The sequence below is a fragment of the Tellurirhabdus bombi genome, assembly GCF_021484805.1.
GTDB classification, from domain to species: domain Bacteria; phylum Bacteroidota; class Bacteroidia; order Cytophagales; family Spirosomataceae; genus Tellurirhabdus; species Tellurirhabdus bombi.
Genome location: NZ_CP090557.1, coordinates 3,610,493 through 3,636,887, shown reverse-complemented (window position 1 = coordinate 3,636,887; position 26,395 = coordinate 3,610,493). Strand labels below are relative to the sequence as shown.

Annotated in this window: 26 protein-coding genes; 12 read left to right on the top strand and 14 right to left on the bottom strand. The window is 47.7% G+C overall.

The window, feature by feature from the left end:
* Positions 1–31 precede the first annotated feature (31 nt).
* The 5 genes from L0Y31_RS15490 (at position 32) to L0Y31_RS15470 (ending at position 4,272) form a co-directional block, all read left to right on the top strand.
* Positions 32–1,225, top strand: a complete 1,194-nt coding sequence (locus L0Y31_RS15490; protein ID WP_234733985.1) for a M28 family metallopeptidase — start codon at positions 32–34, stop codon at positions 1,223–1,225.
* Positions 1,226–1,355: 130 nt separating this feature from the next.
* Positions 1,356–1,919: a hypothetical protein gene (locus L0Y31_RS15485; protein WP_234733984.1), complete on the top strand. Its 564-nt coding sequence runs from the start codon at positions 1,356–1,358 to the stop codon at positions 1,917–1,919.
* A gap of 3 nt (positions 1,920–1,922) precedes the next feature.
* The gene (locus tag L0Y31_RS15480; RefSeq protein WP_234733983.1) at positions 1,923–2,624 is read left to right on the top strand and encodes a 16S rRNA (uracil(1498)-N(3))-methyltransferase; all 702 of its coding nucleotides are present in this window, start codon (positions 1,923–1,925) and stop codon (positions 2,622–2,624) included.
* A gap of 23 nt (positions 2,625–2,647) precedes the next feature.
* A complete protein-coding gene (locus tag L0Y31_RS15475) occupies positions 2,648–3,307 on the top strand; it encodes a DUF4159 domain-containing protein (protein WP_234733982.1) in 660 nt (219 codons plus the stop codon).
* Between the two features lie 128 nt (positions 3,308–3,435).
* Positions 3,436–4,272, top strand: coding sequence for an acyl-CoA desaturase (locus L0Y31_RS15470; RefSeq protein WP_234733981.1), 837 nt, complete (start codon positions 3,436–3,438; stop codon positions 4,270–4,272).
* 68 nt (positions 4,273–4,340) lie between these two features.
* On the opposite strand, the gene L0Y31_RS15465 is transcribed toward L0Y31_RS15470, so the two are convergent.
* The 3 genes from L0Y31_RS15465 to L0Y31_RS15455 are packed head-to-tail and all read right to left on the bottom strand — an operon-like array spanning position 4,341 to position 7,527.
* Positions 4,341–4,868 carry a 5' nucleotidase, NT5C type gene (locus tag L0Y31_RS15465; protein ID WP_234733980.1) on the bottom strand — a complete coding sequence of 176 codons (528 nt, stop codon included), beginning with the start codon at positions 4,866–4,868 and terminating at the stop codon, positions 4,341–4,343.
* A gap of 43 nt (positions 4,869–4,911) precedes the next feature.
* The gene (locus L0Y31_RS15460; RefSeq protein WP_234733979.1) at positions 4,912–6,270 is read right to left on the bottom strand and encodes a dihydrolipoamide acetyltransferase family protein; all 1,359 of its coding nucleotides are present in this window, start codon (positions 6,268–6,270) and stop codon (positions 4,912–4,914) included.
* 3 nt (positions 6,271–6,273) lie between these two features.
* Complete coding sequence (locus L0Y31_RS15455) at positions 6,274–7,527, bottom strand: competence/damage-inducible protein A (RefSeq protein ID WP_234733978.1); 1,254 nt, start codon at positions 7,525–7,527, stop codon at positions 6,274–6,276.
* Between the two features lie 180 nt (positions 7,528–7,707).
* On the opposite strand from L0Y31_RS15455, the gene L0Y31_RS15450 reads away from it, so the two are divergent.
* The 3 genes from L0Y31_RS15450 to L0Y31_RS15440 all read left to right on the top strand — a co-directional run bounded on the left by L0Y31_RS15450 (position 7,708) and on the right by L0Y31_RS15440 (position 10,202).
* Positions 7,708–8,457 (top strand): DUF4197 domain-containing protein, encoded by a 750-nt coding sequence (locus L0Y31_RS15450; RefSeq protein ID WP_234733977.1) that lies wholly within the window; start codon positions 7,708–7,710, stop codon positions 8,455–8,457.
* 144 nt (positions 8,458–8,601) lie between these two features.
* Entirely contained in the window at positions 8,602–8,961 is a 360-nt protein-coding gene (gldC, locus tag L0Y31_RS15445; RefSeq protein ID WP_234733976.1) for a gliding motility protein GldC, read from the top strand.
* Positions 8,962–8,996: 35 nt separating this feature from the next.
* Positions 8,997–10,202, top strand: coding sequence for a thioredoxin family protein (locus L0Y31_RS15440; protein ID WP_234733975.1), 1,206 nt, complete (start codon positions 8,997–8,999; stop codon positions 10,200–10,202).
* 70 nt (positions 10,203–10,272) lie between these two features.
* Here L0Y31_RS15440 and L0Y31_RS15435 read toward each other — a convergent pair whose 3' ends face one another.
* The 6 genes from L0Y31_RS15435 to L0Y31_RS15410 all read right to left on the bottom strand — a co-directional run bounded on the left by L0Y31_RS15435 (position 10,273) and on the right by L0Y31_RS15410 (position 15,974).
* Positions 10,273–10,821 (bottom strand): tetratricopeptide repeat protein, encoded by a 549-nt coding sequence (locus L0Y31_RS15435; protein WP_234733974.1) that lies wholly within the window; start codon positions 10,819–10,821, stop codon positions 10,273–10,275.
* Between the two features lie 60 nt (positions 10,822–10,881).
* On the bottom strand, positions 10,882–11,238 hold the full coding sequence (locus L0Y31_RS15430) for an MmcQ/YjbR family DNA-binding protein (RefSeq protein WP_234733973.1): 357 nt from the start codon (positions 11,236–11,238) through the stop codon (positions 10,882–10,884).
* Complete coding sequence (locus L0Y31_RS15425; RefSeq protein ID WP_234733972.1) at positions 11,235–11,423, bottom strand: DUF6728 family protein; 189 nt, start codon at positions 11,421–11,423, stop codon at positions 11,235–11,237. Before L0Y31_RS15425 ends, L0Y31_RS15430 begins: the two co-directional genes overlap by 4 nt.
* Positions 11,424–11,483: 60 nt before the next feature.
* Entirely contained in the window at positions 11,484–13,520 is a 2,037-nt protein-coding gene (gene ispG, locus L0Y31_RS15420) for a (E)-4-hydroxy-3-methylbut-2-enyl-diphosphate synthase (protein WP_234733971.1), read from the bottom strand.
* A 95-nt stretch (positions 13,521–13,615) separates the two neighbouring features.
* Positions 13,616–14,704 carry a mevalonate kinase family protein gene (locus L0Y31_RS15415; RefSeq protein WP_234733969.1) on the bottom strand — a complete coding sequence of 363 codons (1,089 nt, stop codon included), beginning with the start codon at positions 14,702–14,704 and terminating at the stop codon, positions 13,616–13,618.
* Between the two features lie 37 nt (positions 14,705–14,741).
* Positions 14,742–15,974, bottom strand: a complete 1,233-nt coding sequence (locus tag L0Y31_RS15410) for a sugar MFS transporter (protein ID WP_234733968.1) — start codon at positions 15,972–15,974, stop codon at positions 14,742–14,744.
* Between the two features lie 431 nt (positions 15,975–16,405).
* On the opposite strand from L0Y31_RS15410, the gene L0Y31_RS15405 reads away from it, so the two are divergent.
* The 3 genes from L0Y31_RS15405 (at position 16,406) to L0Y31_RS15395 (ending at position 18,297) form a co-directional block, all read left to right on the top strand.
* Positions 16,406–16,825, top strand: a complete 420-nt coding sequence (locus L0Y31_RS15405; RefSeq protein WP_234733967.1) for a 6-pyruvoyl trahydropterin synthase family protein — start codon at positions 16,406–16,408, stop codon at positions 16,823–16,825.
* Positions 16,788–17,522, top strand: a complete 735-nt coding sequence (folE, locus tag L0Y31_RS15400; protein WP_234733966.1) for a GTP cyclohydrolase I FolE — start codon at positions 16,788–16,790, stop codon at positions 17,520–17,522. Before L0Y31_RS15405 ends, folE begins: the two co-directional genes overlap by 38 nt.
* A 70-nt stretch (positions 17,523–17,592) precedes the next feature.
* Positions 17,593–18,297, top strand: a complete 705-nt coding sequence (locus L0Y31_RS15395) for an SDR family NAD(P)-dependent oxidoreductase (protein WP_234733965.1) — start codon at positions 17,593–17,595, stop codon at positions 18,295–18,297.
* A 51-nt stretch (positions 18,298–18,348) separates the two neighbouring features.
* Here the strand turns inward: L0Y31_RS15395 and L0Y31_RS15390 are convergent, their stop codons facing one another.
* Positions 18,349–19,281, bottom strand: a complete 933-nt coding sequence (locus L0Y31_RS15390) for a TIM barrel protein (protein WP_234733964.1) — start codon at positions 19,279–19,281, stop codon at positions 18,349–18,351.
* 289 nt (positions 19,282–19,570) lie between these two features.
* The gene (locus tag L0Y31_RS15385; RefSeq protein WP_234733963.1) at positions 19,571–19,951 is read right to left on the bottom strand and encodes a hypothetical protein; all 381 of its coding nucleotides are present in this window, start codon (positions 19,949–19,951) and stop codon (positions 19,571–19,573) included.
* Positions 19,952–20,278: 327 nt separating this feature from the next.
* Between L0Y31_RS15385 and L0Y31_RS15380 the strand changes: the two genes are divergently transcribed.
* Positions 20,279–21,295, top strand: coding sequence for a GntR family transcriptional regulator (locus tag L0Y31_RS15380; RefSeq protein WP_234733962.1), 1,017 nt, complete (start codon positions 20,279–20,281; stop codon positions 21,293–21,295).
* Between the two features lie 16 nt (positions 21,296–21,311).
* Here L0Y31_RS15380 and L0Y31_RS15375 read toward each other — a convergent pair whose 3' ends face one another.
* The 3 genes from L0Y31_RS15375 to L0Y31_RS15365 all read right to left on the bottom strand — a co-directional run bounded on the left by L0Y31_RS15375 (position 21,312) and on the right by L0Y31_RS15365 (position 26,200).
* Positions 21,312–22,712, bottom strand: a complete 1,401-nt coding sequence (locus L0Y31_RS15375; RefSeq protein WP_234733961.1) for an FGGY-family carbohydrate kinase — start codon at positions 22,710–22,712, stop codon at positions 21,312–21,314.
* Position 22,713: 1 nt separating this feature from the next.
* On the bottom strand, positions 22,714–23,988 hold the full coding sequence (locus L0Y31_RS15370; protein ID WP_234733960.1) for a sugar isomerase: 1,275 nt from the start codon (positions 23,986–23,988) through the stop codon (positions 22,714–22,716).
* A gap of 79 nt (positions 23,989–24,067) precedes the next feature.
* On the bottom strand, positions 24,068–26,200 hold the full coding sequence (locus tag L0Y31_RS15365; protein WP_234733959.1) for a bifunctional aldolase/short-chain dehydrogenase: 2,133 nt from the start codon (positions 26,198–26,200) through the stop codon (positions 24,068–24,070).
* Positions 26,201–26,395 lie beyond the last annotated feature (195 nt).

Below are 26,395 nucleotides of genomic sequence, written 5' to 3'. Positions count from 1 at the left end.
CCGCTAGATCATCCCGTTTTGTCGGTCTTTTATGCCGTTTCAAATCGAATCCTTTTTGCGCGACTTGACCCGGTTACCTCACCGGGGTGCAGCAACAATTTATGAAAAAGAGGCCATTGACTTGCTGACATCGGTGCTTCGTAGGCAAAAAGCCGACGTTGCGGTTGAGCCTTTTCGGACCCCCCATACGTATATCAATATTGTTTACTGGCTGACGGCGAGTCAGGTCTTTGGTCTTCTGACGCTGCCTTATTTGGGACCGGTTTCGGTTATGGTCACCTGGCTGAGTGTGGTGGGGGCTTGGCTTTATTTTAACTGGCGTTATTCGCCAGTTACGCAGTTGCCGCCCACGACAACTTCTCACAACATAATTGGTCGCTGGAAAGCGGACGAAACCCGGCCTGAGCCAAGCCTGAAACTAATCCTGATGGCTCATTACGATACCGCGCCTATTTCATTATTGTATCAGCCGGGACAGGTGGGATCTTTCAGACTCAGCCTGATTGGCTCGTTAGTTATGATGCTGCTGTCGGGAATCTGGGTAACAGTCAACCTTTTTGATCTCTCAAGCCAGGTACTTACGTACGCGCGTTGGGCTTTTGCGGCCTATTTTGTTCTGTTGGCTATTCTAACGACTTTGGGGTATTGGCTATACGGCTATACAAACGGGGCCAGTGACAATGCAACGGGAGTGGCTGCGGCGTTGGCAACAGCCGAACGGATGCGTCAACACAGCTTGCCGGGCCTCGATTTAGAAGTAGTGCTGACGGGTGCCGAGGAAGTAGGTATGATTGGAGCACGGCATTACCTGGAAAAACACATTCAGGAATGGCCCTTGCACCGAACTGCCGTCATTAATTTTGATACGCTCGGTAACGGAAAACTGCATCTCATTCGCGAGACCGGCACTGTGGAAGCGATTCGCTACACAAACGAGCTTTTTTTGGAAGCGGAAAAATTAATGGCATTACGGGATTTTCGCGAGAATGTAGCCATCGGTGACTGGCATACGGCAGATTTCGACAGCGTTTGGTTCGTTCGGGAAGGAATACCCGTGATTACGTTAACGGCCCTGGATCGAAACGGGCAGATGCCTAATATTCACCGGAAGGAAGACCAACTCATGCGTACCAATCTATCGGCAATTGGCGTAGCGGTTGATTTAGCAGAACAAACGTTGGTCCGTTACTATCAATCACTGGCAACCGCCACGAAGCAGCTTTAAAAAAAATACGATTTATAAATCAATACGGTAGGGAAATCAGTTTAGCGTGTACCATCTTTTTATTGGTATTGCGGTATGGAGTCCGTAGTTTTAACCTTTTGTGAGATAACCAAAAATCGAAAAAAATAAAATGGCTCAGTCGTTTAAGAATGCAGGATACGATCCAAAGGAGATTCAAAACCTAAAGGACGAGGCAAAAAGCGAAGGAAAATCATTCGTGTATATAGAAGATGAAGAGATTGATGCACTAGATTCCGGGGAGTGCGTACACGTTCAATTTGTTGGAAAGCACGAAGGACAGGAAGTGATCTGTGATGCCATTATCTATACGCTTCGGCTCCATCACGGCAGTCTGGTATACGAAATGGCGGTTGATCAGGCTAAAAAAACCTTCCCGAACTACGTCGCTCCGGAAGAACGTCAGGCTAGTTATAAAATCGATCCGGAGTTAGAGGAAGAAATTGAACTGCACATTACGGAGCTAATCGAAGAAATTGAGGAAACTGAAGCCGTTAAGGTTCAGGAACACATTGAAGTAGATACCGATTTTGATTATGGAATTGGGCTGGACGTTTGCCTGAATACGGAAGAGATCACGGATGAGGTCATCGAAACGTTCATCCAAAACTACAATGGTCAAAATCTGTCATTGGATAAGACCCTGTATTCATTCTCTAGTGACGGACAAGAGTAAAGAATGCATCTTTTTTACCAACCTAATGCCAGTAAAGAGCCTTTTCTGAGCGAGGAAGAGTCGCGACACTGTGTCAAGACGCTTCGGCTTGGAAAAGGCGATTCTATTTCCGTAACCGATGGACACGGAAATCAATTTAGTTGCGTTATAGAAACTGCCGACCCGCGCCGTTGTCAGTTTCGGATTGTAGACCAGCACGCGGAAACGCCACGGCCTTATTCCATCCATCTGGCCGTTGCGCCGACCAAAAACCTGGATCGTACGGAGTGGTTTATTGAGAAGGCTGTGGAATTGGGCGTTGATCGGCTCAGTTTTTTTATTGGGCAGCATTCGGAGCGACGGGTTCTAAAAACGGATCGGGTCGAGAAAATTGCGGTAGCGGCTATGAAGCAATCGTTGCAGGCGTACTTGCCGCAAATCGATCCGTTGGTCGCTTTTCAGGAAATACTGGCGCTACCTGCCGATCAGCGCTTTCTGGCGCATTTACCGGAAGGCGAAGAAAAACCAGCGTCCTTGCTTCGGACAGCCAAGCCCACCGGAAAACTGCTCGTGCTGATCGGGCCTGAAGGCGATTTTTCAGAAAAAGAAATCAGTGCCGCTGTGCAGGCTGGTTTTCAAATGGTTACTCTGGGTGCTACGCGGCTTCGGACAGAAACAGCCGCTCTGGCAGCCTGTCATATATTGAATTTATTGCCTATTTTGTAAGCTACTAGCGGAGACACCCATTTATGAAAATATTACTATTCTTTCTGATTATTGCGAGTGGCTTTCTGCCCAATGCCCAGGCGCAGTATTCGTACAAAATTGCTAAGCTTAAATACAACGGTGGGGGAGATTGGTACGCGAATAAGACCTCGCTGCCCAACCTCATCAAATTTGCCAATGCCAATCTTCGAATGAATATTTTTCCGGAAGAAGATATTGTGGAAGTAGGCAGCCCCGAATTGTTTTCCTATCCTTTTGTGCACATGACCGGACACGGCAATGTGCTTTTTACCGATGCGGAAGCGCAGAATTTGCGGCGTTATCTAGTTTCTGGGGGCTTTTTGCATGTTGATGACAATTACGGTCTGGACAAATTCATCCGTCGGGAGATGAAAAAGGTGTTTCCCGAACTTTCATTTATCGAACTACCTTATAATCACCCGGTTTATAGCCAAAAGTTCAAATTCCCGAATGGTTTGCCTAAAGTGCATGAACACGATGCCAAGTCCCCGCAAGGCTACGGTTTGATTTGGGAAGGCCGTCTGGTGTGTTTTTATAGCTACGAATGTGATCTGGGCAACGGGTGGGAAGACCAGAGTGTTTACAACGATCCCGAAGAATTGCGACAGCAGGCGCTCAGAATGGGAGCTAACCTGTTGCAGTATTCAACTACCTCTTATTGAACAATCTTTAAAATTTTATAAAAAAAAGTATACCAAAGCTTGGCTTTTATCGTAATTAAGGCAACTTTGTTTCTTATCTTTGCGTTAGCAAGAAGATCTTTAGTCCCTCACAATAAACCCGATTCACTGTGGTCATTGTATTATTTGTTTTTTTAGCGCACTGGTATTTATCACTTTTCTGCCAGACGTTCTTTCTCCACCGCTACGCAGCTCACAAAATGTTTACGATGAGCAAGGTATGGGAGCGGTTTTTTTATTTCCTAACCTACGTTTCGCAAGGTTCCTCGTATCTGAGTCCGCGGGCTTATGCTGTTCTGCACCGGATGCACCACGCCTTTAGCGATACACCTAAAGATCCACACTCACCGCATAATAGCACGAATGTGTTTACGATGATGTGGAAGACCAAAGACATTTATAATGCCGTTTTGCGCCGCAACCGCACTGTAGAGCCGCAATTTGATCGGAACTATCCAGAATGGACTTTAATTGAGAAGATTGGCGATTCGTGGATCTCGCGGGTTGGCTGGGGTGTTGTTTACTCCCTGTTCTACATTTTCGCGTTTGTTTACCTGGATATGCACTGGGTGTTTTTCTTCCTGCTGCCGATTCACTTCCTGATGGGCCCAATTCACGGTGCTATCGTAAACTGGAGCGGTCACAAATACGGATATTCAAACTTTGATAACCACGATAAGTCTAAAAACTCGTTGATTTTTGACTTGTTGATGATGGGTGAATTGTTCCAGAATAACCACCACAAACGTCCTAATGCCGCCAACTTTGGTGCTCGCTGGTGGGAGTTTGACCCGACTTATCCAATTATTAAATTGTTGTCGGGAGTTGGGATTATCAAGATGCGTCCGGCTAAGATCAGTGTGAACAACAAGGAATTTGAAACGGGCCACGATCGCCGTATTGATATTGCGCCGATTGATACGAACAAATCGAAAGCTACGTTGTAATTCTTATTGAGTATATGAAAAAGCCCCGGTCTGGTAGATCGGGGCTTTTTCGTTTAGATCAAGAATGATTACAGGAGAATTTGGGCAATTTCCCGCCAGCTACGGACGCGTTTGAATCCCTGTTCATCGCGGTTATGGGGAGCGTGAAAAAGAAGGCCTTCTCCCTGAAACGATTGAAGGTTGCGGGGTAAATCATCGATCATAATATCCGCTCGCAAAATGCTTTTATCGCCACAGAAAACGCGGTTCTGCCAAGGAATATGCGCAAAATAACGGTCAAGCCAATCGAACTTATCGACAAAGGAATTACGAAACTCCATAGCTGCAGTGGTTACAAATAGGTCATACTTTTCAGCTAACTGCTGAGTGACTTCCTGAGCCTCTTCCATAACGGGAATGTCGGCAAAAAAGCCGGGTTCATACACATAATCACTCAGTTGGCGATAGACTTTTTCTTCCAGTAACTCATGGAATGACTCATCTCTAAATTGCTGAGGGAGCGCGCTGGGATCAAAGTCGCGGCAATAAATTGTGATAAACTGGCCGGTGGTGTCGGCCAGTACATCATCCATGTCGATAGCAATGCGAGGTTTCATGCGGTAATAAAGAAAAAGCCCCGTCGAAGGACAGGGCGTATGATTAAATTAGGCTTCGTTCGGGGTCAAATGCCTCGAGGTAATCCGAAACACGTTTGACAAACTGGCCACCCAGGGAGCCATCGACCACACGGTGGTCATAACTGTGGGAAATAAACATTTTCTGACGAATGCCGATCAGGTCGCCCTGGGGCGTTTCAATCACGGCAGGTTTCTTCTGAATGGCCCCAAAAGCCATGATGGCCACCTGGGGCTGAAGAATGATAGGCGTACCCATGATGTTGCCGAAAGTGCCGATATTTGAAATCGTGTACGTACCGTTAGCCAAGTCATCGGCAGTCAATTTGTTTTCCCGGGCGCGGCGGGTCAGATCACCAACCTTTTTTGCTAAACCAACCAGGTTATATTGATCAGCATCGTGAATGACAGGTACGATCAGATTGCCACTCGGTAAAGCAACAGCCATACCAACGTTGATGGACTTCTTGACGAGGATCTTATCGCCATCGACCGAAACGTTAATCATTGGAAAGTCGCGAATGGCTTTAACAACGGCCTCAATCAGAATCGGTGTGAACGTTATGTTTTCGCCGTACTGCTGCTGAAAAGACTTTTTCACCCGCTCACGCCATTGGGCAACAAGAGTCATATCGGTCTCGACAAACGAGGTGACGTGGGGAGCCACCCGCTTCGAGTCAACCATTCGTTCTGCAATCATCTTCCGCATGCGATCCATCTGAATGATATCCGGTGATGAAGTCTGGGCGGGCGTCTGTTGCTCTTTTACATCTGACTGGCGAGGAGCGGGAGCAGGGGTTTTGGGTACAACTTGTTCCTGTTTTTCAGGAACGGGTTGCGACTGCCGTTGCTCCACATAGGCTAGTAAATCATTTTTAGTCAGGCGGTTTTCGGCCCCGCTACCGGGGATTTTAGCCAATTCCTCCCCCGGAATTCCTTCGGTCTTGGCAATACTCAGAACCAGCGGCGAGTAGAAACGACCCGAAGCCGGGGTGGTTTCGGCATCCGTACGTATATCCGGGTTCCGCGATGAAAGCACCTCTATATCAGTCTCTAGTTTCGCCGCCGCGCTGGCTACGTCCTGCTCTACCGTTTCTCCGGCTGGGTCGGGCGTGGCCTCGGATGCAGACGCACTTTCTTCGGCACCTACTTCAATGCGGGCAATCGGAGCGCCGACAGCCACTACATCGCCATCCTTAACCAACAATTCTTTTAAAACTCCGGAATGCGAGGAAGGAACCTCCGTGTCTACCTTATCCGTAGCTACTTCCAGGATAGAGTCATCGGCCTCAATACGGTCTCCAGGTTTTTTAATCCACTGAATCACCGTACATTCCATAATACTTTCGCCCATTTTGGGCATCACCATATCAATCAGTCCCATAGTTTAAATCTCGTTCAAGAGGACCTGCCGAAGCAGATTTAATGCATGAACTGCTGTCATTTGAATATTTTGTTCACGATAAGGTCCTAGTTTCAGTAAACGGGTAACCGTCCGTTCCTCGGTTGAGCAGGCAATCCAGATGGTGCCAACTGGTTTGTCGGCTGTTCCGCCTGTAGGTCCGGCAATGCCACTGGTGGAAAGACTTACCTGAGTGCCCAAGACTTTCCGAACGCCTTCGGCCATTTCCTGAACGGTTTGTTCGCTAACGGCCCCGTATTGCTCCAGCGTAACCGGGCTCACTCCCAATTGATTTACTTTGACCACATTGCTGTAACTCACTACACTGCCCCAAAAATAGGCCGATGAGCCGGGAATGCGCGTAATTTGACTGGCTATAAAACCACCCGTGCAGCTCTCTGCCGTTGTCAACGTCCAGTTCTTTTCCTGAAGCAAGCGGCCTACTACCGTTTCCAGATCATCATCGTCAAAGCCATATACAAAGCGTTGAATGAGCGGTAACAAGCGTCTTTCTTGTTCGGCAACTTCTGCTTTCAACACATCCATATCCTGTCCAATGGCCGTTAGGCGCAAGCGAACCTGGCCAAATTTAGGTAGATAGGCCAGCCGGATATGCGAAGGAAGGGCATCTTCCCACTCCGCTATTGTCTCCGCCAGAAATGACTCACCAATGCCAACGGTCAAAATCATGCGGTGGAAAATGGGCAGCGAGTCGAAATGCTTCTGCAAGTTCGGGATAACCCGGTATTGCATGAGGTTTTTCATTTCAAAGGGCACACCGGGCAAAGACACATAAATGGTGTTGTTTTCGGAAAACCACATTCCGGGTGCCGTTCCCCAATCGTTAGGAAGATAGGTAGCGTTTAGAGGAAGCGCAGCCTGCTGGCGGTTAATTTCGGTAATGGCCCGTCCCCGCCGCGTAAAGAAATCCGTTACAAATTCCAGCGCTGTTGCATTGATTTCCAGGCTTGTATTGAAGAACCGGCACAGCATCTGTTTGGTTATATCATCTTTCGTTGGTCCCAGGCCACCCGTCAAAATGACAATGTCTGCCCGTTCGGTAGCTTCTTGTAAAATGGTTAGAATAGCGTCCTGGTTATCGCCAACAGAGGATTTTCGAATGGTTTTAATGCCGATTTTGTTCAATTCAGCACTAATCCACTGGGTGTTTGTATCGGTGATTTGTCCGTACAGAATCTCATCACCAATGGTTATTATTTCAGTCAGAATCGATCTCATAAAAATAAATAAGCCGTTTTTAGGTTTGTCGGCTTAACTTTTTCGTCCTATCGGCGTCTAATAAGTAACAACCGCCGAACTTTGGGCGTAGTTACAAACGGAGGACTCGGGTCAAAAGTACAGAAAAAAACGATTTTGCCCGTGCCACTCCATCACAGTTCATTTTACAACGATCTCTTCATGAAAAAAATCGGAATTATTTTTAGTTTTCTGATAAGCGTTAGCTTGACTGGGCATGCACAAACAGATTCTACCCAGCCTGAAAAGAAAAGCAAATTTGGTAGCTTTCTGGAAAAAGTAGCTCCTGTTGTTACCGGAGCCTTATCTAACGATGATATTGCCAGTGGCTTGAAAGAAGCATTACGAATCGGAATCAGCAAGGGTTCGGACCAAGCGTCGGAAAAGGACGGATATTTTAAAAATGCCGCCATCAAGTTGCTGATGCCGCCCGAAGCGCAAAAAGTGGAAGCTGCCTTGCGGAAAGTTGGACTCGGGAAACAGGTCGATCAATTTATCTTATCGTTGAATCGTTCGGCGGAAGATGCGGCTAAAAAAGCAAAACCCATCTTTTTGAATGCCCTGACTTCAATAACCATTCAGGATGCGGTTGGTATTTTGCGGGGCCAGGATGATGCCGCTACGCAATACCTGAAACGAACGACGACCAGCCAGTTAATGCAGGCATTTACCCCGGTAATTGATAGCACTTTGAAAAAAAATAACACAACCCGCTATTATTCAGACCTGGTCAATACGTACAATAAGTTGCCTCTGGTTACCAAAAAAGCAAATCCAGACCTGACAAATTACGCAGCGACTAAGGCGGTAGATGGATTGTTTACCTTGATTGCTAACGAAGAAAAGAATATCCGGGAAAATCCAGCTGCCCGCGTAAACGATCTGCTGCGTAAGGTATTTAGCAAGCAGTAAAAGAGAGAAAGTAAATTTCTCAGAAGTCGATTGCGGCATTTTTGTTAACTAGCGATGTCCCGCTTGTGAAAAAGCCGTAATTTAGGGCTTTAAAACCCCGCCGATGGGTTGGCGGGGTTTCTTCGTTTATTAAATTTTTGCAGCATGAAAAAGTCAGATATTCATTTTACCGTAGAGTTAGATAATCAGAATATCCCGGAAAAAATTTACTGGAACGCAACGGATAATCCAAACGAAGGGTTGAGCGATACCAAAGCCATTGCCGTAGCGATTTGGGATCATTACCACCGGAATACACTCCGTCTGAACCTGTGGACGAAAGACATGGAAGTGACCGACATGAAGCGGTTCTGCATTGAAGTAATTGGTAGTCTGGCTGATATGATGACCACGGCTACGGGCGATGAGCAGATGGCCAACGAAATCGACAACATTTGCCGGATTATGAGCAAGCGGGTAGAAGAAGAATACAAATCCCAGCAACAGCAACCAAACGGACACTAGTTTTTAGAGACGGTTAGCCTTTTTAGAATTACTGAATGAAGAAATTACTTGCAATTCTGGCTCTTAGCTGGCTAGTAGTGACCACAGCGTTTGCCCAGACGAAAGGCAAGGGCGGTGTACAGTTCAAACAAATTCCGGTAGCGGCCGCTCTTGATGCTGCTCGTAAAGCGAAGAAGCCTCTGTTTGTCGAAATATATTCGCCTACCTGCCACGTTTGCCAGGGTTTTGTACCTACGTTTGCCGAGAGCCGGGTTGGCAGGTATTACAACGAAAAATTTGTTTCGGCCAAGTTCGATGTAGCTTCCAAGGAGGTAGTCAATTTTCTAAGAAAGAAAAAGATCTTCGTGCCGTCACTGCCTTTGTTCCTGTATTTCAGTCCGCAGGGCGAGCTGATTCATATGGCCATCAGCAATAATTCGGCGGATGAAGTTATCCGGCACGGGCAGAATGCCATGTCGCCAAAGGGGCGGGCGGTTGCTTATCAGCAACGCTACGAAAGCGGCGACCGCTCGACAAACTTTTTGATTGACTACGCCATGTTTGCGCGGGTGACATCTGACACAGTTACGAATTTCCGGCTGATGAATGACTACGCCCGCCAGGTGCCGGCCAATACGTACGCCAATGAAACCAACTGGCTGGTGTTGCAAAAGCTGATGCTCGACGTTGATAATCCGCTGGCGCAATACTTTATTACTCACTTGGATCAGTACAAAAAGTATGGTGCGGATCGGGCGAAAGAAGTGGCCGAGAATATCATATTGTCGTCTTTGTACAGCAGCCGGGGCAATCAGTTTCCAGTCGCCAAGATCATCAAGATTCGCGAGCAACTCATCCAGATTGGAAATACTCCGCAACTGGCTTCCAATCGGACGTTGTTAATGGAAGTAAATGCGCATTTCCACGCCGGAGATGCCGCTAAAGCAGCCCAGCGAATGGATACTCACGCGGCGCAGTACAATTTTTCGGTGCCGGAATACTTGTATATTGTTCGTTTGTTTAACGCGAAAAGTCCCGATGCCAGTGATGGGCCAACGGTTGTGCGCTGGATTAACAAAGTCTTACCGCAGGCACAAAACTCGAAAGATCAGGCTGATTTGTATTTTGAGCTGGCGGAAGTTTACCGTCGTGGTGGCAAGAAAGGGGAAGGATTGAAAGCGGCGCAGAAATCGCTGGAGCTGGCTAAAGCAGCTAACCTGGATACGAAGCGGAATGCAGACCAGGTCGCTAAGTTAAGATAAACTAAAACGACAGTTCGGATGGTAATCGAAAGGCTTTATCGGGCCAGGCGATTGCCATCCGATTTTGTTTTTAAAAAAGAACTTTTCGGGAAAAGGGCGGTTGGTTTAGTAAAAAAGCGGCATTTTCGTCTCCCAACGCCACGGCTCGTTTTAAATCGTTTTCGGCTTGAGGAAGCTGCTGAAGTTGAATCCGGGCCAAAGCTCGCCAACGAAACGCATCTGGCGATTGCCCGCGCTGGTGCCACACGCCTTTATCAAATTCCCGGAAAGCATCCTGATTCATTTCCAGCTTATAGAAAGCAATGCCCTTATCCACATAAGCGTCAGCAATCGTATTGTCGAGACTGAGCGCATGGGTTAGGTCATAAATAGCCGAATAATAATTGGCGTGTTTCAGGTTGCATCTACCCCGATAAGCGTAGGCCACCGCTGATTTCGGATGCTGCACAACGGCCTGATCAAAATAAAGCAAAGCCTCCGAGAACTGATGCTTCTGAATAAGTTGAATTCCCTGATTAAAGCGTTGACGATCTTTATCGGTCTGCGTATCGTGATCAATAACGAAATAGCGAATAACCAGATAAGGAATGACTAATAGGAGCAATAACGCTACTTCCATTTTACAAAGTCAGTTACAGCAGATAACGAAATAATCAAAATTGGGTAGGTAAACCAGTTTTCACTGATTTTCCAAACCTGCCTGAATGGCTTTTGGCAAGCTTCTTTTGACAAGGTCGTACGAATGGTCAATCCAATCTTGTAACTCGGCTAGCCGAAAAGTACCGTTGATTAATACGGTATTCCAATGTTTTTTATTCATGTGATAACCCGGTCGTACAGCATCGTATTGCTCACGAAGTTCGACGGCTCGTTCTGGATCACATTTTAAATTAACAGATAGCGGATTATCATTTAGGCTGGTAAGGGCAAAAATCTTTCCCCCAACCTTGAAAACCAGCGTTTCATCGCCAAAAGGAAGCGATTCCGAAGCGCCTGGTTTACTCAAACAATACTCCCGAAGCGATTCAATGTTCATCGCATTATTGCTCTGACAATCATCACAGTAATACAAATTAGAAACATGATAATGGAAATTCGGTTGATTCCATGCATCATGCGGAGGTTTACGTTGGTTGGTGCGGCGGGATCAGGCTTGCGAAAAACGCGGAAAAAGTACTGAAATACTTCGCCAATCTTAAAATAGTCTACAAAACGAGCCATTATAAAATTACCGGATCGCCGGCGCGAGTTAAATAATGATTGAAATACTACTATATAACCTTATTGGGCTACTTCTTCGTTCAATACCGTTTCAGGTTCTAGCCAACGGCCATCTTCCCGAATAAGTTCGATCAACTCATCTACAGCCCGTCCAGCCGGAACCGATTTTTTGATAACCTGCTGGCCTCGATACAACGCAATTTTGTCTTTGCCAATGCCTACATAGCCGTAATCGGCATCCGCCATTTCTCCCGGACCGTTTACAATACACCCCATGATGCCAATTTTGACGCCTTTGAGGTGATCGGTCCGCTTGCGAATCGTGGCCGTTGTCTCCTGTAAATCAAACAAGGTGCGTCCGCAGGAAGGACAGGAAATGTATTCTGTTTTGGACATCCGGGTCCGGGCCGCCTGCAAAATGCCGAAAGCCAGGGAGTTGTAACGGCCAGCGGTTGCTAACTGTTCGTCATGGGCAAGCTCCGGTAACTGATCCGTAGATAACCAGACACCATCGCCCAAACCATCAATCAATAAGCCTCCCAAATCCGTCGCGGCGTAAAGTTGCAGCGAATCTCCCTGTGTATGCGGAAAGCTACGCAGCGAGACAACCGGGCAGGTAATCTGCTGATTGATCAACTCGACGTATAGACGACGCATATCAGCCAGGGCGTGCTCATTGTCCGTTGCGGCAATCAAAACTACCTGTTGCGTTTGCTTCAGTACCGTCGCTAGCTCTGGCGTCCAGTCGGATAGGGTCAGTTTAACAAAATTAAGGGTAGGGTGAAGCGCAGCCGTTTGCTGATGCGCAGCCAGAAAAGACGCGGGCGTCCATAACGGAAACTTATGAACCTGATCGGCTGCCGATTGCCAGAGGGCATAATCCTGAATTTCTTTCAACCCGTTGGGCAACATGAATGGGACTGGCCGGGAACCCGTATAGACATAATCGGCTCCCAGATCATTCATGCGCCATTTGTCGGGTACAGGCAGGTAAAAATGACCAATGGGACGCAATTGCTCGTGGTCAGCTACCGCAATTTGGGAATAATCAGCGATAACTCGGGGCACATTTAATCCACCAAAGTTGGCCACTTCGTGTGTTTTACGACGCGTATACTGAAAGGGATCAATTGGATAAGTTTCAACCGACGGGATTGGCTGAGATTTTTCGGCACGGTGGGTATAGCGTTGAATCAAGGCGCTGGCTACGGGTGCTTCGAATTCAGGGTCTTCAGTAAGGGAAACACGCACTGTATCGCCCAAGCCATCTTCCAGCAGCGTGCCTATGCCGACTGCCGATTTAATCCGACCGTCTTCGGCTTCGCCCGCTTCCGTAACGCCCAGGTGCAAGGGATACGGCTTTAAGCCTTCTTCGTTCAGCCGCTGGGCCAGTAAACGATAAGCTTCTACCATAACCTGCGTATTGCTGGATTTCATGGAAAGGACGATGTTGTAATAATTCTCGTCCTCACAGATACGCAAAAATTCCAGCGCCGATTCGACCATCCCGGCGGGTGTATCCCCGTAGCGACTCAAAATGCGATCCGACAAAGAACCGTGGTTGGTACCAATGCGCATGGCCGTACCGTATTCTTTACAAATCCGAATCAGGGGTAAAAACTTATCGCGAATGCGTTCCAGTTCCGCCGCGTAGGACGCATCGGTATAATCAATGTGTTCAAAGCGCTTGCGGTCGGCGTAGTTGCCGGGGTTGATCCGCACTTTTTCTACGATGCGGGCGGCCAGCTCAGCAGCATTGGGCGTAAAGTGAATATCGGCCACTAGAGGCGTTGTGTAGCCCCGCAGCCGTAATTCCTTCCGAATATTATCCAGGTTTTGCGCCTCTTTAACGCTGGGAGCGGTAATCCGAACGTATTCACAACCGGTTTCGATCATGCGAATGCACTGTTCCACAGAACCCAGTGTATCCATGGTATCCACTGTTGTCATTGACTGCACACGTATGGGGTAATCAGAGCCAAGTGGAACGTCGCCCACTTGGACGGTGATTGTTTTACGGCGTGAATACTCGGTCAATGAATTGCAGTACAGGAGTTGCTTGTTGATCGCGTCCGTGTGCGGTAAGAGGACTTGCATGGCTGCTTTGTTTCGTCGAAATCTTTCTGCAAAGGTAACGAAATAAACGGCCAAGACGTTTCAAAAAGGGGGTGAAGTTAGCCTCTACACTAACTTTAGCGCACCGGCATAGGCTCGGCCAGCGTTCCCGGATCGATGTTGACAATGTAGGCTTTCCCACCCACGCGTTCAATCGCCTCGGCAACCGTGGCCGCATGGCCGGGGGCATACGCAAACATGCAACCGCCACCGCCTGAGCCATTTATTTTAGCGCCCAACGCCCCAGCAGCTAGGGCTGCTTCTACCATGTTGTCGATTTTCGGAGTTGATACCTGAAGCTGGTCGCGAAGAACAGCCTGGTGCCGATTTAAGAGATTACCCAAACGAATGTGATCCAGATCAGCAGCCTCCAGCACCTGGCGCGCTTCGCGGAGAATATCCCGGTTTGACACGGTGGCCCTGATCAACATTTTTTCGTCCTCGGAGAGCATGGAGTCAAAGTCGTCAAGCTCAAAGGTGTCAGTAGTGGCTAATTCAAACGTGGGGTTGGCCTCCTGAAGCTTTTTAACCAATGCATTCACTTCATTACGAAGTCGGGACAAAATGGTTAAGGTGTCTTTGGGTTCACCGGAATCGCCCAAGACAAAGGAACCTAACTTAGGGTGTAGTTCTTCAATGTAAAGTTGCGGCTGCGATTCGAGGTAAATCACATTGCCGATTGCCGTTGTATAGTGATCCATCATACCGCCCGGCTCACCAAACTCAAGCACTTCGGCTTCGTAGGCCAGTTCACCCAGTCGGCGGCGGCTCAGAAGGCGGGGCCGGTCGCTGGTTTCGACCAGAAAATGCAACCAGGAAACAACCAGCGCCGAAGAGCTGGATGTTCCTGAGTTGAGTGGAATCGTACCGTGAACTTCACAGTCAACGCCGTGCGAGAACGTGAACCCATGTTTCATCAGCACGTTATAAGCACTGCGGAAATAATCGCGCTGGTGCGTGTAAGCCAGCGGTTCGCCCGTCAGGCTAAACTCCTCGCGGCTATTGATGTCGGGTAAGTTAATAATGACGTTGGCGTCCTTTCGCTGGCTTCCGGTGATGGTGACCCGACGGGATATGGCCGCCGCTATAACGGGTAAGCCTAGATAGTCCTGATGTTCGCCGAACAAGCAAATCCGGCCGGGGGTAGAAGCAGTTAAGGAATCCATACGTGAGTTAATTGGGTATTCGTGTTTAACTCAACCGTTACCAACTTGTTTTTTTATACCCGATAAAGGCGTAATAAAGAATATAAGCCAGAAGCGGTAACAAAAGCGCATAAGCTAACTGTGGACTAACGGTATCGGTTAAATAACCGTGCAGAAGCGGTAAAAGAGCACCTCCCGAAATCCCCATAATTAACAAAGCAGATCCGATTTTGGTAAACCGTCCCAGACGGTTGAGTGCCAGAGGCCAGAGGGCGGGCCAGATGGGAGCAATGGCAAAACCCAGTAAGGCAATGCATAAAACCGACGTAAAGCCACTGGTCACCAGAGAACCCACCGTCAAAAGAACGCCTAAGATCGTGCCAAAGCGTAAGGCGGTGTGTTGAGAGACGTAGCGGGGAATAAGCAAAATTCCCAGAATGTAGCCGCCTAACATTCCATACAGTGTATAAGTGGTGAAGTATTTCGCCTCGTCATTAGTAAAGCCGATGGCCGTACCGTAATTGATAATGGTGTCGCCCGAAATCACTTCTACGCCAACATAACAGAAGATAGCCAGTACACCCAGTACCAGATTTGGGAATTGTCCCACGCTGGTATGCGTAGTTGGCACAGTAGCTGCCGTCGGTTCATCGTCTTGTTCCTCCGAAACTTCGGGAAGGGTTGAAAAGCGAATCAGCAAGGCCAAAACAATGAGAACTCCGGTCATGATCAGGTAAGGAACGACCACTTTATCGAGGCTGCTGGTGCCTACAGATGAATCGGAGCCGGAGAGAAAGAGCGTTCCGAATATCAACTGGCTGCAAATCCCGGCCAGTTTGTTGGCTACCCCCATGAAGCTGATGCGTTGGGCGGCACTCTCGCGGGGACCAAGGATGGTTACGTAAGGGTTAGAAGCCGTTTGCAGCACGGTCAGGCCAATGCCGATCAGAAAAAGGCCCGCCAGAAAGAAAGGATACGAAACAGCCTTGGCAGCGGGTACGAAAATCAAGGTTCCGACAGCCATTACGAGTAGCCCCGCCGACATGCCGTTTTTAAAACCCGTCTTTTTCAAGACCTGAGACGATGGAATCGCCATCAGGGTGTAGGAAATAAAAAAAGCAAAGGCAACCAGGTTGGACGAAAAGGTGCTTAGCTGAAAAGCCTGCTTGAAAAACGCAATCAGAACGCTGTTTAGCCAGGTAACAAAACCGAAAATGAAAAATAAGGCACCAACAATCAGAAGTGGACCAAGATAGGAGCGGGTCTTGGGTTGAGAAGCAGTAGGCGTCATGGGCTTGGTTAAAGTAAACATCAAAAGGAACAATGAATATAAGGCTGTTCAACCAGACATGCACTCATTATTACTTTATCATTATTAAATTTTTTTAAAAACTATTGCATAACGCAAAGATAGCGTTGTTTTAGGGAATAAAGTTTTGAATTGTAGTTTGTTTACTTTCGAAGCTGGGTGTTTTTTTCAAATCCGGCGAATGTTCTTCCAAAATCTTCTTTTTTGCGGCTTACAAGGGCGTAGAGGCACAAATGAACCAAAATAAAGGGGGAGGTGTTAACCCTGCGTAACAGCAATTGCTTTCCTAAAAGCGCAGTGGCTAATCCCTACCGCTTGACGGCTCAAGCTGTGTTGCAGACAACCTTTCTGACGACAGTTGAGTTGGTAGTAATAAATCCCTGATAAGAAACCTTTGAGTTTCTGCGTAGAGCATGAGTACGAAAAAACAGGTGGCAGTGTTTCGAAAAGAACACTTTAACGCGGCGCATCGATTGCACAATCCCGAATGGACGGAGGAGGTAAATCAGCGCGTTTTTGGCAAGTGCAACAATCCGCACTACCACGGTCATAATTACGAACTGATCGTGCAGGTGACGGGCGAAGTTGACAGCAAGACAGGTTATGTATACGACATGAAGCTGCTGAGCGACCTCATCAAAGAGCAGGTCACGGATCGGTTTGATCATAGAAACTTAAACCTGGATACGGAAGAGTTCAAAAACATCAATCCAACTGCCGAGAATATCGCCATTGTTATCTACGACAAACTACGCCCGCACATTAACGAATCCCTTGATTTAAAAATTCGCTTATATGAAACCGAACGGAACTTCGTCGAATATCCCGCCTAACGAAAACCGGTATTATTCTGCACCGCTTAACGATGAGGCTCCCGTGGACGAATTAGGGGATGAACACATTGGTACTTCGCTGGAAACGCCTTTGCGGGAGGATGCTTTTTCGTTGTCGGATGGGCACAAAATTGAGTTGATTGAAGAGCATTTTCGCGAAATCATGAACATCCTTGGGCTTGACCTGACCGACGATAGTTTGCAGGGAACGCCTTTGCGGGTGGCGAAAATGTACGTACAGGAAACCTTTAAAGGGTTGAATCCGGCGAACAAGCCCAAGGCAACCTTGTTTGAAAACCGGTATAAGTACAACGAAATGCTGGTTGAGAAAGACATCACGGTGCACTCAACCTGCGAACACCACTTTGTCCCGATTGTTGGAAAGGCACACGTGGCGTATATGTCCAGCGGTAAAGTTATTGGTTTGTCAAAATTGAATCGGATCGTTCAATATTACTCGAAGCGTCCACAAGTACAGGAACGGCTGACGGTACAGATTGCCAACGAGTTAAGAGAGGTACTAAAAACAGAAGACGTAGCCGTTGTGATCGATGCGCGCCATTTGTGCGTGTCAACACGCGGAGTGAACGACATCGCCAGCTCAACCGTGACGGTCTATTACGGAGGTAAATTCAAGGAAGAAGCGACTCGTAGCGAGTTTTTAAAACATATTACGACGCCTTGCCCAACTTTATAGGTAGACAATAGATTATAGGTTAAAGGCTAGTTGAATTACTGGCTTATTCAACCTATAATCTATTGATTTTATGTCATCTTTCACCGGAAAAACAATCCTTATCGTTGGTGCCAGTTCGGGCATTGGACACGCATTGGCCCAGCTTTTACAGGAACAGGGGGCAACCTTGATAACGGCCGGGCGGCGGCAGCCGGAAGGCATCCAATCTACCCATATCGAATGGGATGTAACCCAACCTTTAGGAGACGCTTTTGCGCAACTCCCGGAAGAACTTCACGGGTTGGTTTATTGTCCTGGTACCATCAATCTAAAACCCTTTCAGCGTCTTCAACCAGATGACTACCAGGCTGATTTTCAGACCAATGTCATGGGCGCTATCGAAACAATAAAGGGGTCCTTCACCGCTTTGAAAAAGTCGAAGATGGCCAGCGTGGTGCTATTTAGTACTGTAGCGGCTAAAGTTGGCATTGGCTTGCATACGTCAGTTTCGGTAGCAAAATCAGCCGTAGAAGGGTTGGCCAAATCGTTAGCGGCAGAGTTTGCCACGTACGGCATTCGGGTTAATGCCATTGCACCTTCCCTGACGGATACGCCTTTGGCTGAAGAATTGCTGGAAGGCGACCGCCGGGAAGCGGCCAACAAACGGCACCCCCTCGGTCGGGTGGGGAAGCCAGAAGACATTGCTGCCATGGCCGCATTTATTTTGTCGGATCAGGCAAGCTGGATTACAGGGCAGGTAATTGGTGTGGACGGAGGAATGGGAAGTTTGAAATAATAGCGCGTTGCGTGAAGAGTTAGCGGCTTACTAACTCTTCACGTAAAAGCCTTAAACGGTTGCTCCGACGCGCTCAAGCAGCGCTTTGGTTTTGCGAATACCTTCGTAGGCATCCAAAGTAGAACCTTCGTATTCGATTCCGACGATCCCTTTGAAACCGCTGTCTTTGACAATTTTCATCATTCGGTTGTAGTCGATATCCGTGCTGTTCCCGGCGGCATCAAAGTCGTGGGCTTTGGCGCTAACGCCCTTGGCGTAAGGCATCATTTCGGTTACGCCCTGGTAACGGTCATATTCTTCCTGGCACTTGCCGCCCCATTCGCTGCCGTCGCTTCGTTTAATGCAGAAGTTACCGAAATCGGGTAAAGTGCCCACGTTTTTCATGCCTACTTGTTTCATGACATTCGCTAGCCACTGGCCATCCGACGAGTAACCTCCGTGATTTTCAACAATGATGTTGATGCCTACAGGTTTCGCAAATTCGCCGAGTTTGCTTAGCCCCTCCACGGCGGCTTTGGCGACTTCTTCCCGCGTTCCCCGGCCAAAAGAGTTTACCCGGATGGTTTTGCAACCCAGGTATTTAGCGCATTCTACCCATTTTTTGTGATTCTCAACGGCCTCATTGCGTTTTGCTGCGTCTGTTTCGGCCAAACCACCTTCGTTATCAATCATGATGAGGTGGTTGCGAACGCCATTGTCCTTACAGCGTTTGAGAAGCTCATTCAGGTAGGCCGTATCTTTGGCTTTATCCTGAAAGAATTGGTTGACGTATTCAACAATGTCAATTCCAAAATCTTTTTTTGCAACAACCGGAAAATCGAGATTGGTTAACTTCTTATTTCTCAGTTCTTTATTAAGCGACCACTCGGCTAAGGAAATCTCAAAGAACATTTTCTTAACCGGCGCATTTGCCAGACCAGGAAGGGCCACGGATGCCGCTGTAAGCGCACCAACATGTTTTAAAAAAGACCGACGACTATACATAGGTTTTAGGAAAGGAGATATCCTGTAAAACGATGATTATAGCCTAAAAATAATTTTTAACGGGAGAATTAACTAAACGAATCAAGTAGCAGCAAAGAAAAATGCAAAGTTTCCGCAAGCTGCTGACACTTTGATGCGGTCAAAGTCAACGGAAAAATTAAGAAGATACTAAGTGAAGGTAAAAGAAGTATAAAAACAAGTAGAATGACTTTGCAAGCAACTACCTGAATACTATTAAATGTATAGGCACCAATTAATAAATAGGTATTCAACTAAATTGAAAAACTACTTAGAAGCTGGCAATTGCTTTGTATTTACGCTTTGAAGCATCCTTTTTTTCTAATGCAAGGCCAGTTTCCGAGTCAGAAACAGTGGGTTGAGTATCCTTTGTTTCGTGCGTGGCCGGTGTTATTTGGGTTGCCGCTGAAGAAGTGCTGTTCGATAAATACGAAAAAGAGCCAACCAGCATAAGCAGATTAACGGGTAAAACAAGAAGCAAAAGGCGCGGTTGCTGCCTGAATTGTTTACGGCTTAGCATCAACCCTAGGATGATTGCATTCAAAAGTAAGCCTACGATATATAGAGAATTTGCCATGAATAGGTAGTACTTGTGTACTATTAATACGCTAATGTAGAAAGAAAGTTTTAAAACGCGCAGAAATAATTTCATAAAATATTTTATCGCCACAAAAGGTTATAATAATCCCGAGGAAATTCGTAAAAAAAGAGAGATTCGTGAAAAAAGGACGGCGAAAGTCTACCCATTAGGGAGCTTTAGGCTAGTGCGGTGTAAAGCTAAGTAAACTGATTCTTAGGGAATTTTACCTTTTTTGTAAGGAGCTACAGGAAAAGTCACCACCAGCTTCTGTTAGTACATTTCCAGCTCCATAATTTGAATGAATACCCAAAGCTACGGGATAGATGGCTTGGCTTAAATTCTGATGATCCTCGTATTTTTGCCCTTTATAGGAAAATCGGTTACTATTCTCTAAAAAATATGCTGAATCAAATCAGTATTAACGAGTATTCGAGTACGCCCAAATACTGGCAGATTTATAACTTTATTATTGAGGGAATTGAGCATAAAGACATTCTTCCTGGTGATAAGCTGCCATCAATCCACGAAGTTTCCGCCGAGTTGAACGTAGCGAAGCGTACTGTTGAAAAAGCGTACAGGCTGTTGAAGGACCAGGAAATTATCACGGCTACTCAAGGTAAAGGATACTACATCAACTATACGCAGTTAGGCCACAACCACAAGGTTCTGCTACTTTTTAATAAGTTAAGTGCGCACAAAAAAATAATTTACGACTCCTTTGTGGAGCATTTGGGGCCAGAGGTTCCCCTGGATTTTTTTGTATACAATAATGATTTTCGGCTTTTTAAGGATATTTTCTTGAAACATGCGCGTGGCTATACGCATTATGTAATCATTTCGCATTTCTTCGAGCGTGGCGATCAGGCTAATGAACTGATAAACAGTTTACCCAAGCACAAACTGGTTGTTCTGGACAAGTTTATTGACGGTCTGAAAGGAAACTACTCCGCGATCTACCAGAATTTTGAAAAGGATTTGATTACGGCACTGGCTGAAGCACTGCCGTTGCTTCGGAAGTATACGACCCTGAATATTCTTTTCCCCAACTATAGCTACCACCCGAAAGCAATCTTAAATGGCTTTTACAAGTTTTGCTACGAGCATAACTTTGATTATAAGGTAATTAGCGATATTCGGCAGGCTGCCATTCAGCCGGGAAATGTCTACATAAATTTGATTGAGGAGGATCTCGTCGCGCTCATCAAAAAAATTAAAGATACGTCTTATCTGGTCGGGCAGGAAGTGGGTATCCTGTCGTACAACGAAACTCCGCTGAAAGAACTTCTGCTGGATGGGATAACGGTAATGTCAACGGACTTTGCCGAAATGGGCCGAACCGCCGCGCAGTTGGTTTTGGGTAAAACCTGCCAGCACATTGAGAATCCATTTCACCTTATCATTCGAAAATCTTTGTAATGCCCTGACGATTAGTTTACTGTGCAATGGGTCCGTTTGAGGTATACTGCTTTAGTTGAATGCAATTTTCGGGTAAATCGTTCGTGTTCCAATGATGATGGATGGCCAGGGCGGCTCCCAGCGCGGTGGCCTGGGCAACCGAAGCCGCAAAAACTTCCGTTTCGGGAAATGCCTGGGCCAGGAGCGCCATGTAAATTGGATTTTTACTGAAGCCTCCGTCTACAAAAATGCGTTTAACGGGCGAATTTTCCAGAACAAGGTCCGTCGAAATTAGCTGCTGAGAAACCAGATCCAGCATAAGCTGGTGGTACGCTTCCTCATACGTTGCAAAAACGGTTAGATCGCGGTACCCAAACAAGGATTCCTGCAAAGGCGGCGCTTTCACCTTTTCGAAGTGATTGCCTGCATCGGGGCGCGACCGCCGGAGGTAATCAATAAGCGCGGGATCATAAGCTACTTGCTTGTAGTAATCCACTGGAACTTGGAAATGAGCAGCTAGCCGCTTCGCCTGCTGTTCGTGTTCATACCCCGCAAACAGCCGGGAAGCTTTTACAGGGCGGCCTTGATAATGAAGGTAACACAGGCAATCATACTGCAATTCCTCTGCCGTTAAGGGGCTGGTATTAAATGGGTTCAGGCTAATGGACCAGGTGCCCGTTGAAATGAGGACGAATGGCTCCTGGAACGAAATCAGGTATGGAATCAGGGCTGCCGAACTGTCGTGCATGCCCACGCCCACCTTCATCGGATGATCGAAGAAGGTGGCTTTTAACACCCGATCAGACGTAAAGATCGGGCCAAAGAGCTGGTCAAAGCCTTCGGCCCGAACCCAATCGTGATACTGATTTTTGGTATAATCCCACAACATGGTGTGGCAACCAATGCTGGTAACATCGGAGACAACCTGCCGCGTCACCAGGTAACTTAAATACTGGGGCAAGTGCAGAGAATACCAGATGCGCCGAAACAACTTGGGTTTGTCGTATTTCAGCCGGTAAAACATAAGTCCCGAATTCAAACTTCCCAGAGCTGGCGAAGCCGTTTCGAGCGCAATTTTCTCCTGTTCGCCGTATGTTTGATAAAACTGTTGCTGCAAGTGAGCGGGAAAAGGTTTCAGGTAATTATACAAAAAACCAATTGTCCGGCTTTCCTCGTCCAGGTGAATAAGGCTGGCCCCGTACGCCGAAAAATTCAGCGCCTGAACGGCAAATTGCGAAAGCTGCAACACCTCCTGTAGCGAGGAGGTTACCCAGCCGGCCAACTTAACGATGTCTTCGCAGGGATCACCATCGTCATCCGTGATTTCGGTAAACGACTCTGAGTTCTCCCAAACGATTTCATAGCTTTCGTTGAACAGAAACAGTTTTTTGTTGGTCTTGCCAACATCGAAAATGGCAATAACAGGAATTGCGCTCATTTTATAGACCAGTGGCAACCGTTTTCAGGCCGCGCTCGCTAATTAATTGCTGACGAATGTTAAGACTCCGGAACAGAGCCAGAGGTTGTAAAGCGCCACCTGCCCGCAAACGAGCTTCGGCCACCAGCGGACGTACATCGGTGCGGAAAGCCTCCTGAAGAATTTCCTGTGCCCGAACCACATCGTTGGCTTCGCGGGCTTCTTCCAGGGCTGCCCGGTCAACCAATAGCGCCTGTGCGTAAGCCAGTTGAATTGCTTCGACCGACTGCAACAAATCTTCCAGAGGATCTTTTACGTTGTGGCTAGCGTCGATCATCCAGCCTAAGCCGGTCGCGTGGTTCATGCCGCGTTCGTCCATTCCGTCCACTAATTCGTTGAAGATCAGGAATAACTGGTAAGGCTTAACACTGCCGGTCGTCAAGTCGTCATCGCCGTATTTTGAATCGTTGAAGTGAAAACCACCCAGTTTGCCCTCGTTCAGCAGAATGGCCACAATCTGCTCGATGTTGGCGTTCGGCAAATGGTGCCCCAGATCAACAAGCGTGTAGGCTTTGGGGCCTAACTTGCTGGCGTATAGATAGCTACTGCCCCAATCGCCAACCGTTGTCGAATAGAAGTTTGGCTCGAAGGCTTTGTATTCCACAAACATTTTCCAGTCGTCGGGCAAGGCGGCGTAAATCTCACCCAGACCGTCGAGCGTCCGGTTGAACGCTTTGCGGAAATTGAGCTGGCCGGGGAAACTTGAACCGTCGGAAAGCCAAACGGTTAGCGAGTCAGAACCTAAGGCAACACCGTGTTTGATAACCTCAATGTTGTGCTCAATGGCCTGGCGGCGAACACCCGCATCCGTGTGTTGCAGCGAACCAAATTTGTAGCTCAGCGGCGCGTCGGGCTGATCCTGGAAGGTATTCGAGTTAACCGCATCAAAGCGCAAACCATGCTGAGAAGCCAGCTGTTTGATCGCTTCGGGATCCTGCGGAATGTCCCAGGGAATGTGCAGAGAAATAGCGCCACTGGCGCGGTTCAAGGCGTGGAGTAAGCCAACGTCGGCAATTTTTTCTTCCAGCGAACGAGGTTCGCCACCACCCGGAAAACGCCCAAAACGCGTTCCGCCAGTTCCCAGCGCCCAGCTCGGAATAGCAATCTGAAAGTCGATTAATTTTTGAATAATCGTTTCGGCATTAGCCACGGAATCAGTCCAGGACGACAATTTCCGTTTATGAGCATCAAGCCCTTGCTGGTTGTGATCAGCCAGTTGATAATTTTCGAGTTGCATGGGAAGTAAAGGGTTTAAAGCGTACGGAATCAAGAACACATCCTGATTCCGTACGCTTCTGGCAAGATCAATACAATAATTAGCGAACAAAAGCCGTAGCTACACCACCGTCAACGTTGAGGACGTTACCCGTTGATTTTTTCAGCATACCGTTCACGAAAACCAGACAGGCGTTGGCAATGTCATCGGGCAGAATGGCCTCGTTTAGTAAAGTACGTTTGGCGTAGTAGGCGGGCAGTTCTTCCACCGTGATGCCGTAAGCCTTAGCCCGGCCTTCGGCCCAGCCGCCAGCCCAGATGTTCGAGTCGGCAATAACCGCGTCTGGATTGACCGTGTTGACCCGAATTTGGTCCTTACCCAGTTCCGCTGCGTTTAACCGGCTTAGGTGCAATTGGGCCGCTTTAGCCGAGCCATAACCGGCGTTGTTAGGACCAGAAACCAGCGCGTTTTTACTAACGATGTTCACGATATCGCCGCCAAAACCTTGTTTGCGCATTACGGCCACACTCGCCTGCGTCACCAGGAACTGGCCTTTTACCAGAATGTCGTACAGCTTATCCCAGTCCGCTAAGGTGTGATCTTCAATCGGTTTGGAAATACTGATACCGGCGTTGTTAACCACAATATCGACACCACCGAAAGCCAGACTCGCAGCGTCCATCGCAGCTAGAATGCTGTCAGCATCCGTTACGTTAAGAAGCGTTGTCGAAACGGCGTCCTTACCGAATTTCTTAATAAACTCTTCTTTAGCGCCCGCCAGACGTTCTTCATTAATGTCGTTCAGAACAACCACGGCACCTTCTTCGGCAAATTTCTTAGCAATCGCTTTGCCAATACCACCTGCGCTACCCGTTACCAGCGCAACCCGGCCAGAAAGGGCTTTTGGCTTCGGCATGCGCTGTAATTTCGCTTCTTCGAGCAGCCAGTATTCAATGTCAAAAGCTTCCTGACGGGGCAGAGACGTATATTCCGAAACCGCTTCAGCGCCTTTCATTACGTTTACGGCGTTGATATAATATTCAGACGCTAAACGAGCTGTTGTCTTGTCTTTTGAGAACGTGAACATACCCACGCCCGGATACAGAATAACAACCGGATTCGGGTCGCGCATCGCGGGGCTGTTCTCGTGTTTGCAGGTATTGTAGTATTCCGTATAAAGCTGACGGTAAGACTCAAAGGCAGGGGCTAATGTAGCTTTCACCGCCTCGGTATCCGATAGGTCGGCGTCCGGGGCTAGTTCCAGTACCAAAGGACTGATTTTAGTCCGCAGAAAGTGGTCCGGGCAGGAGGTTCCGAGCGGAGCCAGCTTTTCCAGATCATTGGAGTTGATAAATTCCAGCACGCGCTCATCGTCGGTGAAATGACCAACCATCGTGCGGTACGACGAGCAGAAACCCCGCAGGATAGGAGCCAAGCTGGCCGCCTGTTTCTGACGGTTTTCAAGTGGTTGGCTTTCCAGCTTCTGGCCGCCAAATACTGGACGATTTTTGCCGTAGTTCGCCTCCAGATACTCTGCGCATTTTTCAATGACTTCCAGCGTGTTCACGTAGCTTTCGTACGCCGTGTCACCCCAGGTGAACAGGCCGTGTGATCCTAGCATGATGCCCCGCAGTTTGACGCCCCGCGCGGCGGCTTCTTCGAGGCAGGCACGTAGCTGAAGGCCCAGATCGAAGCCGGGACGTTGCCAGCCTACCCAGCCAATTTCGCCATTGAACAGTTCTTCCGTAATGCGCTGGCCGTCTTTAGCCGCCGCAATCGCAATGGCCGCATCCGGGTGCAGGTGATCGATGTGCTTGAACGGCAAAAATCCATGCAGCGGCGTATCAATCGAAGGCGCTTTGGAAGATAGATCAAAAATGCAATGGTTGAATAATTCAACCATTGCATCTTCAAAATCAATACCCCGGTAGACGTTTTCCAGACTCCGTAGGCGATCTACGTAAAGAGCCGCGCAGCCCGATTTGGTTAGTGTACCGATGTCGCCCCCCGAACCTTTAATCCACATCACTTCGGTATCTTTACCAGTAAGTGGGTCTTTATCAGTGATTTTTACCGAAGTGTTACCTCCGCCGTAATTTGTCAAACGTAGGTCAGCACCCAGCAAATTAGAGCGATAAATAAAAAGGGCTACTTCGTCGCCAGCCAATTCGGCGGCTTTGGTTTCGTCCCACAAGTAGCTGACGTGCTTAAAGGTTTGAGCGGTGCTAAGCATCTATTTGTTCTGGTTTAAATGCACAAAAAACTTACTTCTGACTTGTTTTGAGTTGTCAATCAAAAATAGCAACCTCTATTACCTTAACTTACCTACACTTACCTACGCTCAGGTAGATTAAGTGAGTTCAAGACTTTCCTTTTCTGAAATGTTAGTGAATAGAGGTACAAATAAGGTGGCCAATCAGAATTTACA